Source organism: Bordetella genomosp. 10, assembly GCF_002261225.1.
Taxonomy (GTDB): Bacteria; Pseudomonadota; Gammaproteobacteria; order Burkholderiales; family Burkholderiaceae_B; genus Bordetella_C.
The window spans coordinates 759,969-774,879 of the sequence record NZ_NEVM01000002.1 but is presented as its reverse complement, the minus strand read 5'-3'; the positions used below and the strand labels follow the sequence as shown (position 1 = coordinate 774,879).

7 protein-coding genes are annotated in these 14,911 nt (G+C 70.7%); 3 read left to right on the top strand and 4 right to left on the bottom strand.

Annotation, left to right across the window (positions count from 1 at the left end; all coding sequences use genetic code 11):
* Positions 1–7: 7 nt before the first annotated feature.
* The 4 genes from pdeM to CAL29_RS12785 are packed head-to-tail and all read right to left on the bottom strand — an operon-like array spanning position 8 to position 6,033.
* A complete protein-coding gene (pdeM, locus tag CAL29_RS12800; protein WP_094853393.1) occupies positions 8–730 on the bottom strand; it encodes a ligase-associated DNA damage response endonuclease PdeM in 723 nt (240 codons plus the stop codon).
* Positions 711–3,305, bottom strand: coding sequence for a ligase-associated DNA damage response DEXH box helicase (locus CAL29_RS12795; RefSeq protein ID WP_094853392.1), 2,595 nt, complete (start codon positions 3,303–3,305; stop codon positions 711–713). Before CAL29_RS12795 ends, pdeM begins: the two co-directional genes overlap by 20 nt.
* Entirely contained in the window at positions 3,302–4,975 is a 1,674-nt protein-coding gene (locus CAL29_RS12790; protein WP_094853391.1) for an ATP-dependent DNA ligase, read from the bottom strand. The genes CAL29_RS12795 and CAL29_RS12790 overlap by 4 nt, the downstream gene beginning before the upstream one ends.
* Entirely contained in the window at positions 4,972–6,033 is a 1,062-nt protein-coding gene (locus CAL29_RS12785; RefSeq protein WP_094853390.1) for a ligase-associated DNA damage response exonuclease, read from the bottom strand. Before CAL29_RS12785 ends, CAL29_RS12790 begins: the two co-directional genes overlap by 4 nt.
* Positions 6,034–6,460: 427 nt before the next feature.
* On the opposite strand from CAL29_RS12785, the gene glgA reads away from it, so the two are divergent.
* The 3 genes from glgA to treS all read left to right on the top strand — a co-directional run bounded on the left by glgA (position 6,461) and on the right by treS (position 14,899).
* Positions 6,461–8,077 carry a glycogen synthase GlgA gene (glgA, locus tag CAL29_RS12780; protein ID WP_373559780.1) on the top strand — a complete coding sequence of 539 codons (1,617 nt, stop codon included), beginning with the start codon at positions 6,461–6,463 and terminating at the stop codon, positions 8,075–8,077.
* 64 nt (positions 8,078–8,141) lie between these two features.
* Positions 8,142–11,501, top strand: coding sequence for a maltotransferase domain-containing protein (locus CAL29_RS12775; RefSeq protein WP_094853388.1), 3,360 nt, complete (start codon positions 8,142–8,144; stop codon positions 11,499–11,501).
* Between the two features lie 53 nt (positions 11,502–11,554).
* Complete coding sequence (gene treS, locus CAL29_RS12770; protein ID WP_094853387.1) at positions 11,555–14,899, top strand: maltose alpha-D-glucosyltransferase; 3,345 nt, start codon at positions 11,555–11,557, stop codon at positions 14,897–14,899.
* Positions 14,900–14,911: the final 12 nt, after the last annotated feature.

Genomic DNA, 14,911 nt, shown 5'->3' with positions numbered 1-14,911 from the left:
GTAGCGCTCAGGCGGCGGGCGTCGGCGCCGCCAGCACACGATCTTCGGCGACGACGAAAATCCGGCGGCCCGCGCGGCATTGCACCGGCCAGGTGCCGGTGAACGCGCCGAAGGCCGGCAATACGCCGTGATCCTCGTCCAGCACGAAGCAAGGCAGGCGCGCGCTATCCCGGCCGCGGCCGCGCAAGATATGGGACGGGTGCAGGTGGCCGGCCCACGCGTACCGTCCCACGGAAGCCGTACCCGGCGCCGGCGGATGGTGCCGGCAGTCGAAAGAACCCAGGCGATACGGCTCGTCCACCACCTCGAACCCCAGCTCCGCGGGCGGATCGCCGGCGCGGCTGTCATGGTTGCCGCGCACCAGCACGCACGCCAGGCGCGGATGCCGCTCGCGCCACGCCCGCAAGGCCGCCAGCGTGGCGGGCGCGCGCGCGGCCCGCGCATGCAGGAAATCCCCCAGCACCACGCAGCGCCGCACGGGCAGGACCGATAGCAAGGCGTCCAGCCTGGCCAGCGTCGCCGCGGTGGTGCCGGCCGGGACCGGCTGCCCCAGCGAACGGTAGGCGGCCGCCTTGCCGAAATGCGGATCGGCCAGCAGCAAGGCGCCGCGGTCCGGCCACCATAGCGCCCGCGCCGGCAGCAGGTAAACGCGCTCGCCGGCCACGTCGACCGCTGCCGCCCCTGCCCCGGCCTCCGCTTCGCCCGTCGTCTCACGCCTTGCGCCGGACATTGCGCTTCCTCCCCGCTTCGGCCACCGGCGGCGCGTCGGCCGCCTTCTCCAGGTCCGCCAGCATGCGCGCCACGCGCTCCGCCAGTTTCTCGGTCGACAGTTTCTCGCGCAGGCGCTCCACCATCAAGGGAAAGGACAGCGGCGTGGCGCGCGCCAGCGGCTGCCATTGCAGGCGGCTGGAGCGCATCCGCGCCAGCACCTGGCGCAGGCGCCGCAGCTCCAGCTCCTGCGCCAGGACCTCCCGTTCGGCCTGCGTCAGCAGCAGGTTGCGCGGGTCGTATTCACGAAAGACCTGGTAGAACAGGCTGGACGAGGCCTGCAGTTGCCGCGCGCTCTTGTGCGCGCCTGGAAAACCCTGGAACACCAGCCCGGACACCCGCGCGATCTCGCGGAAACGCCGCTGCGCCAGTTCGGCGGCGTTCAGGCTGGCCAGGACGTCCTCCAGCAAATCGCCCTCCTCCAGCAGTCCCGGCGCGGCCTCCGCGAACAACGCCGGCCAGTCCTGCGGCTCGGGGCACAGCAGTTCCAGTCCATAGTCGTTGACCGCCAGCGTGAAGGTCGCCGGCGCGCGCCGCGCCACCCGCCACGCGATGAGGCTGGCCACGCCCAGGTGGACGTGGCGGCCGCCGAAGGGATACAGGAACAGGTGCGAGCCCTCCCGCGAACGCAGCGTCTCCGCCAGCAGGACGCCGGGCCGCGGCAGCGCCGACCAGCGCGCCTGCAAGGCCAGCATGGGCTCGGCGCGGGCAAGCTCGGGGCTTTCATAGCGCCCCTGCGCCGCCAGCGCGAACTGTTCGACGACGGCGTCGGCCAGCTCGCTGGACAAGGGCATGCGGCCACCGTTCCAACGCGGCACGGCGGGCCGGCGGCCCTGGGCGCGGCGCACATAGGCCGTCATTTCATGCACGCGCACCAGCTCCAGCAGGCGGCCCGCGAAAAGAAAGCAGTCGCCCGGCCGCAGGCGGGCGATGAAGCCCTCCTCCACCGTCCCCAGCCGCGCGCCGCCGCCGCGGCCGGACCAGTAGCGCACCTGCATGGCCGCATCCGCGACGATGGTGCCGATGCTCATGCGATGCCGCCGCGCCAGGCGCGCGTCCGGCACGCGCCAGACGCCCGCGCCGTCGGGCGCGACGCGCCGGTAGTCCGGGTAGGCGCCCAGCGAACGGCCGCCGCTGGCGACGAAGTCCAGGGCCCATTGCCATTCATCGGGCGACAAATGCCGGTAGGCATGCGTGCGCCGCACTTCCGCGTAAAGGTCGTCCGGCCTGAAACCGCCGCCCAGCGCGATGGTCACCAGGTGCTGCACCAGCACGTCCAAGGGGCGGTCCGGCGGGTCGCGCGCTTCGATGCGGCCCGCCTCGGCGGCCGCGCGCGCCGCGCAGGCCTCGACGAGTTCCAGGCTGTGCGTCGGCACCAGGGTGACGCGCGAGGGCCGGCCCGGCGCATGCCCCGAACGGCCGGCGCGTTGAAGCAGGCGCGCCACGCCCTTGGGGGAGCCGATCTGCAGCACCCGTTCGACCGGCAGGAAATCCACGCCCAGGTCCAGGCTGGACGTGCAGACCACCGCCTTGAGCAGGCCGTCCTTCAGGCCCGCTTCCACCCACGCGCGCGTCTGGCTGTCCAGCGAGCCATGGTGCAGCGCCAGCACGCCGGCCCATTCCGGCCGCGCGTCCAGCAAGGCCTGGTACCAGAGTTCGGCCTGCGCGCGGGTGTTGACGAAGACCAGCGTCGTGGCGCTGGCCTCGATCTCGGCGCAGACCGCCGGCAGCATGGACATGCCGAGATGGCCGGCCCATGGGAAGCGCAAGGGATCCGGCGGCAGCAGGGTGTCGATGATCAATGCCTTGGGCAAGGCGCCGCGGACCAGAAGGCCCGGCGCATCGGCGCCGGCACGCGGCGGAAGGCGTGCGCCGGCATCGGCGCCGTCATGCCCGTCTTCGCCCAGCAGGACCGCCATCGCCTCGCGCGGGTTGCCCAGGGTGGCGGACAGGCCCCAGGTGCAGAGCCCGGGATTCCATCGCCGCAGGCGCGCCAGCGCCAGTTGCGCCTGCACGCCGCGCTTGTTGCCGAGCAGTTCGTGCCATTCGTCCACCACGACGGCGCGGACCCGGCCCAGTAGTTCATGCGCGTTGGAACGCGACAGCAGCAGGGACAGGCTTTCCGGCGTGGTCACCAGCGCCGTCGGCAGGGTGCGGTCCTGCGCGGCGCGGACCGTGCTGGGGGTGTCGCCGGTGCGCACGCCCACCGTCCAGGCGCAGCCGAAATCCGCCAATGGTCGCGCCAGGGCCTGCGCCGTATCGGCCGCCAGCGCGCGCATGGGCGTCAGCCAGAGGACAGTGAGGGGCGGCGGCTTGCTCGCGCCGCCCGGCGCATAGGCCGCCAGGGCGCCCAGCCACACCGCATACGTCTTGCCCGCGCCGGTGGTCGCATGCAGCAGCCCGCTCTCCCCGCGCGCCATGGCATCCCAGATTTCGCGCTGGAAATCGAAAGGCCGCCAACCTTGCCGCGCCATCCACGCCTCGTTGCGGGCGACAGGATCGTCCGGGGCTTGCGTGCGAGAACGGGCGGGCGTCATGACGGCAGCAGCTCCGCCAGGGTCTGCAAGGTATCGGCGTCGGCCACGCCCTTGTCCTGGCGCCAGCGCAGCATGCGCGGGAAGCGCACCGCGACGCCGCTCTTGTGGCGCGCGCTGCGCGAGATGCCCTCGAAGCCCAGCTCGAAGACCTGCGTCGGCGCCACGCTGCGCACCGGCCCGAACTTCTCTATCGTGGTCTTGCGCACGATGGCGTCGACCGCGCGGATCTCCTCGTCGCTCAAGCCCGAATACGCCTTGGCGAAGGGCACCAGCCGCCGCTCGGGCGCCTCCGGCGGTGCGTCCCACACGGCGAAGGTGTAGTCGGTGTAGAGGCTGGCGCGGCGTCCATGGCCACGTTGCGCGTAGATCAGGACGGCGTCGACGGAATAGGGATCGATCTTCCACTTCCACCAGATGCCCGTCTCGCGCGTGCGGCCGACGCCATAGGCGGCGCCGGCCGCCTTCAGCATCATGCCCTCCACGCCCAGTTCGCGCGACCGCGCCCGCTGCGCCTCCAAGGCCGCCCAGTCGTCGCCGTGCAGCAAGGGCGACAGGACCAGGGAGGACGACGGATGCGTCTCCCCGGCCCGCGCCCGCTCCTCCACCTGCGCGGCCAGCCGCTCCAGCGCCGCGCGGCGCGCGGCCTGGGGTTGGGTGCGCAGGTCCACGCCTTCCAGCTCCATCAGGTCGTAGGCCAGCAGCACCACCGGCACGTCGGCCAGCAGGCGCGCGCCGACGTTCTTGCGGCCGAGCCGCCGCTGCAACTGCGCGAAAGGCTGGACGCGGTCCTCGCGCCAGACCACGATTTCGCCGTCCAGCACCGTGCCGTCGGGCAACAGTTCCCCGAGCCGCAGCAGCTCCGGAAACCGCTCGCTGACCAGTTCCTCGCCGCGCGACCACACCCACGTCTGTCCCGCCCGCCGCACCACCTGCGCGCGGATGCCGTCCCATTTCCACTCCACCAGCCAATCGCCGGTCGGCCCGAGCAGGGACGGCAGGCGGTCGAGGGGGGCCGCCAGCGGATGGGCGAGGAAGAAGGGATAGGGCCGGCCGTCGGCCCGCGCCCGGGCATCGAAGGACACCGGCGCGAGCAGGTCCAAGTAGGCCTGCGGCGCCGGCCGCGCGCCGATGTCCGTATAGCCGATCAGGCGCTGCGCCATGTGCGCGGTTTCGATGCCGGCCACCGCCGCTAGCGCGCGCGTGAGCAGCAGCTTGGACACGCCGACCCGCATGCTGCCGGTAATCAGCTTGGCGCAGACGAAGCGCCCGTGCGCGTCCAGCCGCTCGAACAAGGCGGCCAGGCGTTCCAGCGCCTGCTCGGGCGGCAAGCCGCGCAGGGGCAGCAGGCGTTCCTCGACCCATTGCGCCAGGCCCGCGTCGTCGGGCTCGCCGGGCGCGGGCAGCAACAGGGACAGGGTCTCGGCCATGTCGCCGACGGCCTGGTAGCACTCCTCATACAGCCATTCCGTGATGCCGGCGGCCGTCATGATGTATTGCCGTAGCAGCTTCACCGGCACCAGTTGGCGGGGCTTGCCGCCGGCCAGGAAGTAGGCGGCCCAGGCCGCGTCCGCCGGCGGCGCCGCGCGGAAGTAGTCGCTCATGGCGGCCAGCTTGGCGTTGCTGGACGTGGTCGCGTCCAGGCGCGCATAAAGATCGGCGAAAGCCTTCATTGCCGGCCCTCCGGCCCGGGCGGCACGACCGGCGCGTTGCCGGTCTCCACCTCGGCGGCCTCCCCGCCCGTCCCCTCGTCGTCCTCGTCGCCATAGGCCGTCTCGAAGGCCTGGGCGGCGATGCCCAGTTCATTCAGCCAGCGCACCAGCACCGCCACCTGGCCGTGCGTGACGATCACGCGGCTGGCGCCGGACGCGCCGATGGCCGTTTGCAAGCCTGGCCAATCGGCATGGTCCGACAGCACGAAGCCGCGGTCCACGCCGCGGCGGCGGCGCGCGCCCCGCACCTGCATCCAGCCGCTGGCGAAGGCGTCCGCATGATCTCCGAATCGCCGCAGCCAGCCGGTGCCGCGCGCGGAAGGCGGCGCCAGGACCAGCGCCCGCCGCAAGGCAGTCGCCTCCACCTCGTCCGCCCGCGACACCGGGGGCAGCGCCACCCCGGCCGCGCGATAGCCGCGGTTGACATTCTCCACCGCCCCATGCGCGACGACCGGCCCGATCGACGTATCCAGTCCGCACAGGATGCGCTGCGCCTTGCCGAAGGCATAGCAATAGAGCACCGACGTGCGCCCGGCGGCGGCGTTGGCGGCCCACCAGGCATTGATCTGGCGGTACAGGTCCTGGCCCGGCTGCCACCGGTATATCGGCAGGCCGAAGGTGGACTCGGTGATGAACACCTCGCAAGGCACCGGCTCGAAGGGCGCGCAGGTGGGATCGTCCCCCAGCTTGTAGTCGCCGGACGCCACCCAGACCTCGCCGCGGTATTCCACCCGCACCTGGGCCGAACCGAGGACGTGTCCCGCCGGATGCAGGCTGACGCGCACGCCGTTATGCGTCACCGCCTCGCCGTAGGCGACGGCCTGCAAGTCGATGTCGCCCAGCCGCTGCCGCAGCACGGCCTCGCCCGCGCGCGCCGCCAGGTAATGCGCGCTGCCGGCGCGGGCGTGGTCGGAATGCGCGTGCGTGATCACGGCCCGGTCGACCGGCCGCCAGGGGTCGATATGGAAATCGCCCGGCGGGCAGTACAGGCCTTCGGGACGGGCGACGATCAAATCCATCGGATAAGCATCTCGCGTAATGGCGTAATGGCGTAATGGCATCAGGGGCGTGCGGGCACGGTGCCAGGCGGACATGCGGTCATCCGGCCGCGGCATCTCGGCACAGGATGCACGGCCCGCGCCCGCCGCAAGCAAATAACACGCCGCCACCGACCCGGCCCCGATATTGGAATGCAGAAATTTGGTAACCATTCAATTCGGAACCTACCCGGCGCTACCCGTTTCCTCCTATGAAAAGCCCGGGCACGAGGCTTGCGCACCAAACAAAAATTAAAGGGCCGGCGATATTCAAACCGAAATATTCGGCGTAGAAATTGTCCTGTCACCGCTTTTCCTTGCGCCGCAGCATGGCGCGTGGCGGTGGCCCGCAGCCGGCCTCCGTCATTTGGCTATACGTCCCCATCATTGCCGTCGCCCTGGAGCAGGTATCGTGTCGATGAAAATCTTGGCTGTAACGTCGGAAGCATTTCCCCTGGCGAAAACCGGGGGCCTCGGGGATGCCGTCAGCGGCATGGCGCGCGCCCTGCATGCCGCGCCCGGCGCCTCCATCCAGATCCTGATGCCCGCCTATCGCGGCGTGCTGGCCCAATTGCCCAATGCCCGCGAAATCGCGCGCTTCACCGCCCTGCCCGGCGGTCCCGCGCGCCTGTGGCGGGCGCCCTGCGCGGCCTTGGGCGGCGTGCCGGTGCTGCTGCTCCAGAACGACGCCCTGTACGACCGCGATCACCTCTACGTCGACCGCGACGGCCGCGAATACGCCGACAACCCGCTGCGCTTCGGCGCCCTGGCCCATGCCGCGACCCTGATCGCGGCCGGCCGCGCCGGCGTCGACCGGCCCGACATCGTGCACGCGCACGACTGGCATGCGGGCCTGGTGCCGCTGCTGCTGCGCGACGCCGGCCTGCACGACGTCAAGAGCGTGCTGACCATCCACAACATGGCTTTCCAGGGTCTCTACGACATGGAGTGGGCGGCCTCGCTGGGCGTGCCCGACAAGTACCTGACCTGGGACGGCGCCGAGTTCTGGGGCAAGCTCAGTTTCATGAAGGCGGGCCTGCGCTACGCCGACCGCATCACCACGGTCAGCTACACCTACGCCCGTGAAATTCTTACCGAGCGCTTTGGCTGCGGCTTGCAAGGCCTGCTTGCCTCGCGCCAGCATGAACTGCTGGCGGTCCCCAACGGCATCGACGCGCGCGAATGGGACCCCGCCACCGATCCGCACCTGGGCGTCTATCGCTACCACGCCGGCGACATGGCCAACAAGGCGCACAACAAGCGGGAGCTGCAACGCCGCTTCGGGCTGACCCTCGACGCCGACGCGCCCCTGCTGGTCATGGGCAGCCGCCTGACGCACCAGAAAATGGCCGACGTGGCGCTGCAGGCCGTGCAGCGCGCGCTGGACCATCATCCCGAACTGCAGGTCGCCGTGCTGGGCCAGGGCGAACGGCCGCTGGAACAGGAATTCCAGCGCCTGCCGCACCGCTACCCGGGCCGCTGCGGCGTGCGCGTCGGCTTCGACGAGGACGCGGCGCACAGGCTGCATGCCGGCGGCGACATGCTGCTGCACGGCAGCCGCTTCGAGCCCTTCGGCCTGACGCCGCTCTACGCCATGCGCTACGGCACCATCCCCATCGGCTCGCGGGTCGGCGGCATGGCCGACACCATCGTCGACCTGGGCGCCGGTTCCGGCCGCGACGCCATGCGCGCCGCCACCGGCATCCTGTTCGACGGCGAAACCGTCGACGCCATGGCCGCCGCCATCACCCGCGCGCTGGGCCTCTATCGCCGCCCCGAGATCTGGCGCGCCATGCAGCACAAGGCGATGGCCGCCGATTTCAGTTGGGAACGCGCGGCGCCGCTCTATATGACGCTATACCGCTCCATCCAGCCCGACCGCGTCGCCGCCGAAAGCCTGGCGCCCGCCGAGGTCACCGCGGTCGGCCGCCCCAGCCTGCTCGACCAGGTCAGCGCCGCCGCGCGGCCGCTGAAGGCATTGACTGTCGCGCAACCGGCGCCGCTGGCCGCCGGCGCGGGAGACTGATGCCGCGGACCGCCCCGCCCATACCTTCAACTCTTCCAACGCCGACGTCGAACTAGGCCTGCTCATGCGTATTTACTATGTCCATCCCTTGCACGTTGGCTCCCTCTCCGGAGACAGCCTCAGCCACTGGCAGGCGCGTTGCGCGCGCGTCGCGTCGCTGGGCTTCGACACCTTGATGACGGCGCCCCTCTGGACGCCCGACCCCGCCGGCAATCCCTACGTCCCCGCCGATCCCGACCGCCTCCATCCCGCCCTGGGCGAGATGGACCTGGCGGCCGCCATGACCACGCTGTCCCGCCTGTGCGGCCAGCATGGACTGGCGCTGATGATCGACCTGCCGCTGGACAAGGTCGCCATGGGCGGCGCCGCCGCGCAAGCCCACCCCCATTGGTACGAGGACGACGGCGACGAAGCCGCGCGCGATCCGCGCCGCCCCTGGGAAGACCGCCATGCCCTGGCGCTGCGCCGCGACCAGGGCCGCGCGCCCGCCGGCTTCGTCGACCACTGGGTCGAGCGCCTGGGGCTGTGGGTGGAGAACGGCGTGGCGGGCTTCCGCTGCGAAGGCCTGGCGCACCTGGCGCCGGCGGACTGGCGCGACCTGATCCAGGGCGTGCGCGCCGTCCGGCAGGATTGCCGCTGGCTGGCCTGGACCCCCGGGGTGGCGCCCTGGGACCTGGCGCCGCTGGCCGGCGTCGGCTTCGATGCCGTTTTTTCGTCCTTCCCCTGGTGGGACTACCGCGCCGAATGGCTGCTGGAAGAAACCGACCGCCTGCGCGCCATCGCCCCGGTGATCGCGCCCGTGGAAGCGCCCTACGCGAAGCGGGTGGCGTCCTGGCGCAACGATCCGGCCGACCGCTATCGCAACGCCGCGCGCGCGGTCTGGACCGCCGCCGTGATCGGCGACGGCCTGCTGGTGCCCATGGGCTTCGAGGACGCCGCCACCCATACGCTGGAACGCGACGGCAGCGGCGTGCGCGAGAACCCGCAGGGCGACCCCGGCCTGCACATCGACATCGGCCGCGCCAACCAGTGGCTGACGCGCACCGCGTCCGCGCGCGGCCCGCTGCACAGCCTGCAAGGCCCGCATACCGGCGTCACCGCGCTGTTTCGCGGCGACGGGGCGGCGACGGCCCCCGCGGGCAACGGCCGCAACAAGAGCAGCGGCCGGCTGGTCGTGCTCAATCCCAACGACGACCAGGCCGCCTCGCCGGACTGGGACGCCATCCGCGCGCGCCTGCCCGAAGGCTACAGCCGCCTGGACCAGTGGGACGCCGACCGCCCGGCGCAGGACCTGCCGCCCACGCTGGCGCCGGGCGACATGCTGCGGCTGGGCGCCAGCCGCCTGCCGCCGGTCACCGTGCCCGGCTCCGACGACGCGCGCCTGGCGGTGACCGCGGCGATGCGCCAGCCGCGCCTGGCCATCGAGCAGGTGGCGCCGGCGGTCGACGGCGGCGCCTTCCCGATCAAGCGGGTGCTGGGCCAGACCATCACGGTCGAGGCCGACGTTTTCTCCGACGGCCACGAATACATCGCCGTGGCGCTGCTGTGGCGCGCCGCGGACGAAAAGGAATGGCAGCGCGTGCCCATGACGCTGCGCGAGAACGACCGCTGGACGGCCAGCTTCGCGCCCGCGCGCATCGGCCGCCATTACTACGCCGTGCAGGGCTGGGACGACATCTGGACCACCTTCCGCAGCGGCTTCGAGAAGAAATACCGCGCGGGGGTCGACATCGCGCTGGAGACCGCCGAAGGCCGCATCCTGGTGCAAGAAGCGCTGGACCGCCTGCCCGACACCGACAAGGAAAGCGAGGCGGTGCTGCGCCAGGTGCTGGACACCCTGGGCGCCGCGCCGGCCGACAAGCCGCGCCGCGGCCGCAAGAAGGCCGCCGACGAGGACGCGCCGCCGCGCTTCCCGCCGCCCACGCCGGACCAGGTCGCCGCCCTGCTGGATCCCGCCACGGCGCGCGCGATGCACCGCGCCGACGAACGGCGTTTCGAAACCACCTCCGCCGAATATCCGGTCACCGTGGACCGGCCGGCGGCGGTCTTCTCCAGTTGGTACGAGATCTTCCCCCGTTCGCAGAGCGGCGACCCGCGCCGCCACGGCACCTTCGACGACGTCATCGCCGCGCTGCCGCGGATACGCGCGATGGGTTTCGACACGCTGTACTTCCCGCCCATCCATCCCATCGGCGCGCGCAACCGCAAGGGGCGCAACAACAGCCTGCAAGCCGGTCCGGACGATCCCGGCAGCCCGTATGCCATCGGCGCGGCCGAAGGCGGCCACGATGCCGTGCATCCGGAACTGGGCACGCTGGAGGATTTCCGCCGCCTGGTCGCGGCCGCGCGCGCGCATGGCCTGGAACTGGCGCTGGATTTCGCCATCCAGTGCTCGCCCGACCATCCCTGGCTGAAAGCGCATCCGGAATGGTTCGACTGGCGCCCCGACGGCTCGCTGAAGTACGCCGAGAACCCGCCGAAGAAATACGAGGACATCGTCAACGTCGACTTCTACGGCATCAAGCCCGGGGCCTCGCGCCAGGCGCCGCTGTGGCGCGCGCTGCGCGACGTGGTCCTGTTCTGGGTCACCCAGGGCGTGCGGGTCTTCCGCGTCGACAACCCGCACACCAAGCCCCTGCCCTTCTGGCAATGGATGATAGGCGACGTGCAGGGCCGCCACCCCGACGTGCTGTTCCTCTCGGAAGCCTTCACCCGGCCCAAGATGATGTACCGCCTGGCCAAGGTCGGCTTCACCCAGTCCTATACGTATTTCACCTGGCGCGAGACCAAGCAGGAATTCACCGAGTACCTGACCGAGCTGACGCAGGGACCGCCCGCGGATTTCTTCCGCCCGCATTTCTTCGTCAACACGCCGGACATCAATCCGCGCTTCCTCCAGCAGTCCGGACGCGGCGGCTTCCTGATCCGCGCGGCGCTGGCGGCGACGCTGTCCGGCCTCTGGGGCGTCTACAACGGCTTCGAACTGTGCGAGGCGGCGGCGGTGCCCGGCAAGGAGGAGTATCTCGATTCCGAGAAATACGAGATCCGCGCCTGGGACCACGAACGTCCCGGCAACATCGTGCGCGAGATCACCCGCCTGAACGCCATCCGCCGCGCCAACGCGGCGCTGCATACGCACCTGGGCCTGCGCTGGCACACCGCCTGGGACGACCAGGTGCTGTTCTTCTCCAAGTCCACGCCGCAGCGCGACAACGTCGTGCTGGTCGCCATCAGCCTGGACCCGCATCGCCCGCGCGACGTCGCGCTGGAGATCCCCATGTGGGAATTCGGCCTGCCGGACGACGGTCCCTTGCAGGCGGAAGACCTGATCGACGGCAACCGCATGGTATGGCGCGGCAAGCAGCAGGGCGTGCATCTGAACCCCGACCAGCCCTACCGCGTCTGGCGCGTGACGCCTGCGTGAGTTTCCGTCCGGGCCGGGCCCTGGGGCCGGCAAACCCATAAAAGGATATCGGTATGTCAGATAACCGCGTGAACAGCCCGAATCGCGACGATCCGCTCTGGTACAAGGACGCCGTCATCTACCAGTTGCACGTCAAGTCCTTCTTCGACGCCAACAACGACGGCGTCGGCGATTTCGCCGGGCTGATCGAGAAACTGGACTACATCGCGTCGCTGGGCGTGAACACCATCTGGCTGTTGCCCTTCTACCCGTCGCCGCGCCGCGACGACGGCTACGACATCGCCGAGTACCGGGGCGTGCACCCCGACTACGGCACCCTGGCCGACGTGCGCAAGTTCATCCGGGCGGCGCATGCGCGCGGCCTGCGCGTGATCACCGAGCTGGTGGTCAACCACACCTCGGACCAGCACCCCTGGTTCCAGCGCGCCCGCGCCGCCAAGCCCGGTTCGGCGGCGCGCAACTACTACGTCTGGTCGGACAACGACCAGGCCTACGCCGGCACGCGCATCATTTTCCTCGACACCGAGAAGTCCAACTGGACCTGGGATCCGGTCGCCGGCGCCTATTTCTGGCACCGTTTCTATTCGCACCAGCCCGACCTGAACTTCGACAATCCGCAGGTGCTGAAGGAAGTCATCGCCGTCATGCGCTACTGGCTGGACCTGGGCGTGGACGGCCTGCGGCTGGACGCCGTGCCCTACCTGGTCGAACGCGAGGGCACCAACAACGAGAACCTGCCGGAAACCCACGCGGTGCTGAAGAAGATCCGCGCGCAACTGGACGCCGAGTACCCCGGCCGCATGCTGCTGGCGGAGGCCAACCAGTGGCCCGAGGACGCGCAGGAATACTTCGGCCAGGGCGACGAATGCCACATGTCCTTCCACTTCCCGCTGATGCCGCGCATGTACATGGCCATCGCGCGGGAAGACCGCTTTCCCATCACCGACATCATGCGGCAGACGCCGGACATCCCGGACATCTGCCAGTGGGCCATCTTCCTGCGCAACCATGACGAGCTGACGCTGGAGATGGTCACCAGCAACGAACGCGACTACCTGTGGGACACCTACGCGGCCGATCGCCGGGCCCGCATCAACCTGGGCATCCGCCGCCGCCTGGCGCCCCTGATGGAGCGCGACCGCCGCCGCATCGAACTGATGAACAGCCTGCTGCTGTCCATGCCGGGCACGCCGGTGATCTACTACGGCGACGAACTGGGCATGGGCGACAACATCCACCTGGGCGACCGCGACGGCGTGCGCACGCCCATGCAGTGGTCGCCCGACCGCAACGGCGGCTTCTCGCGCGCCGATCCCGAACGCCTGCCGCTGCCGCCGCTCATGGGCCCGCTGTACGGCTACGAGGCGGTCAACGTGGAGGCGCAGCAGCGCGATCCCCATTCCCTGCTCAACTGGTCGCGCCGCATGCTGGCCACGCGCGCCAAGACCCAGGCCTTCGGACGCGGCACGCTGCGTTTCCTGTTCCCCGGCAACCGCAACATCCTGGCCTATCTGCGCGAATACGAAGACACCACCATCCTGTGCGTGGCCAACCTCTCGCGCGCCTCGCAGCCGGTGGAACTGGACCTGTCCTCGCTGAGCGGCCGCGTGCCGGTGGAATTGCTGGGCGGCACGCCCTTCCCCGCCATCGGCGAGCTGACCTATCTGCTCACCCTGCCGCCCTACGGCTTCTATTGGTTCGACCTGAGCGCCAGCGCCTCGCCGCCCGAATGGCACGCCACCCATCCCGAACGGATGCCGGAGTACTACACCCTGGTGCTGCGCGGCCGCACCGGCTACGAGCTGACCGAGGGCGCCATCCGTTCGCTGCGGCAGGACGTGCTGCCGCTGTATCTCTCGCGCCAGCGCTGGTACCCCAAGGACCGCAAGGTCAACATGGCGCAGGCCGCCTACGCCGCGCAGCTCCACGGGGCCGACCACGAGTGCTTCATCACGGAAATCCAGGTCGATTTCGACGGCAAGCCCGCGCGCTTCCTGCTGCCGGCGGCGCTGATCTGGGACGAAACGCTGCCGCCCATGGCGCAGCAATACGCCCTGGCCCGCGTGCGCCGCGCCGCCGAGATGGGCTACGTCACAGACGCCTATACGCTGCCGTCCTTCATCCATGCCCTGGTGCAGGGGCTGCGCGAGCGGCGCGAGATCCCGGTGCCGCAAGCCCATCCGCCCGCGGTGCTGCGCTTCCGCGGCGAACCGACGCTGGACAGGATAGAACTGCCGCCCGACGCCGAGGTCCAGTGGTTCACCGGCGAGCAGTCCAACAGCTCGGTCACCATCGGCGGCGTCATGATGCTCAAGCTGCTGCGGCGCATCGTCCCCGGGGTGCACCCTGAGGCGGAGATGACGCGCCGCCTGACCGAAGTCGGCTACGCCAACGGCGCGCCGCTGCTGGGCGAAATCCTGCGCGTCGACGAAGACGGCACGCCGCACACGCTGGCGCTGATGCACCAGATGATCACCAACCAGGGCGACGCCTGGAGCTGGACGCTCAACTACCTGAAGCGCACGCTGGAGTCGGCCGCGCTGACGGCCGAAAGCGCGGAAGACTACGACGAGGACCTGCGCGGCTACATCAACTTCGCCCACACCATGGGCAAGCGCCTGGGCGAACTGCATGCCGCCCTGTCGCTGCCCACGGACGACCCCGCCTTCGCGCCGCACCGCGCCACGCGCCGGGACGCCGAGCGGCGCGCCGCGGACGTGCTGGCCATGCTGGACCGGGGGCTGTCCACGCTCAAGTCCAATCTCGGCCGCCTGGACGCGGCCAACGCCGAACGCGCGACCTGGCTGTTCGAGCATCGCGACGCCCTGGCCGACGTCGTGCGCGACCTCGCCGCCAATGAGGAAGGCACGCTGCACATCCGCATCCACGGCGACTTCCACCTCGGCCAAGTGCTGACGGCCCAGGGCGACGCCTACCTGATCGACTTCGAGGGCGAACCCGCCCGCTCGCTGGAGGAACGGCGCGCCAAGACCAGCGCCGCGCGCGACGTGGCCGGCCTGCTGCGTTCCTTCGACTACGCGGCCGCCACGCTGGCCGACGGCGCCGGCAAGGGCAAGGCAGAGGAAACCGGCGAGGCGCAGGTCGCCGAGCAGGAACTGCGCACGCGCCGGCTCGGCCTCATCGAGCGTTTCCGCGCCACCGCCGGCGAGTCCTTCCTGGCGGGCTACCGCGAGGTGGCGCAAGCCACCGAGCATCCGTGGATGGCGCCCGAGGCCGAGGCGCCGCTGATCGACCTGGCGCTGATCGAGAAGGCCGCCTACGAAGTCCGCTACGAAGCGGCGCACCGCCCAGACTGGGTGGGCATCCCGCTTGCCGGACTGGCCAGCCTGGCCGGCCGCCTGCTGTCCGGCGGCAGCCCTCCCGCACACCATTCTTGATTCCAGGAAACC

Coding starts and splice junctions, on each gene's coding strand:
- CAL29_RS12785 (WP_094853390.1), bottom strand. CDS start 6,033: ATGGATTTGATCGTCGCCCGTCCCGAAGGCCTGTACTGCCCGCCGGGC.
- treS (WP_094853387.1), top strand. CDS start 11,555: ATGTCAGATAACCGCGTGAACAGCCCGAATCGCGACGATCCGCTCTGG.
- CAL29_RS12790 (WP_094853391.1), bottom strand. CDS start 4,975: ATGAAGGCTTTCGCCGATCTTTATGCGCGCCTGGACGCGACCACGTCC.
- CAL29_RS12775 (WP_094853388.1), top strand. CDS start 8,142: ATGCGTATTTACTATGTCCATCCCTTGCACGTTGGCTCCCTCTCCGGA.
- CAL29_RS12795 (WP_094853392.1), bottom strand. CDS start 3,305: ATGACGCCCGCCCGTTCTCGCACGCAAGCCCCGGACGATCCTGTCGCC.
- pdeM (WP_094853393.1), bottom strand. CDS start 730: ATGTCCGGCGCAAGGCGTGAGACGACGGGCGAAGCGGAGGCCGGGGCA.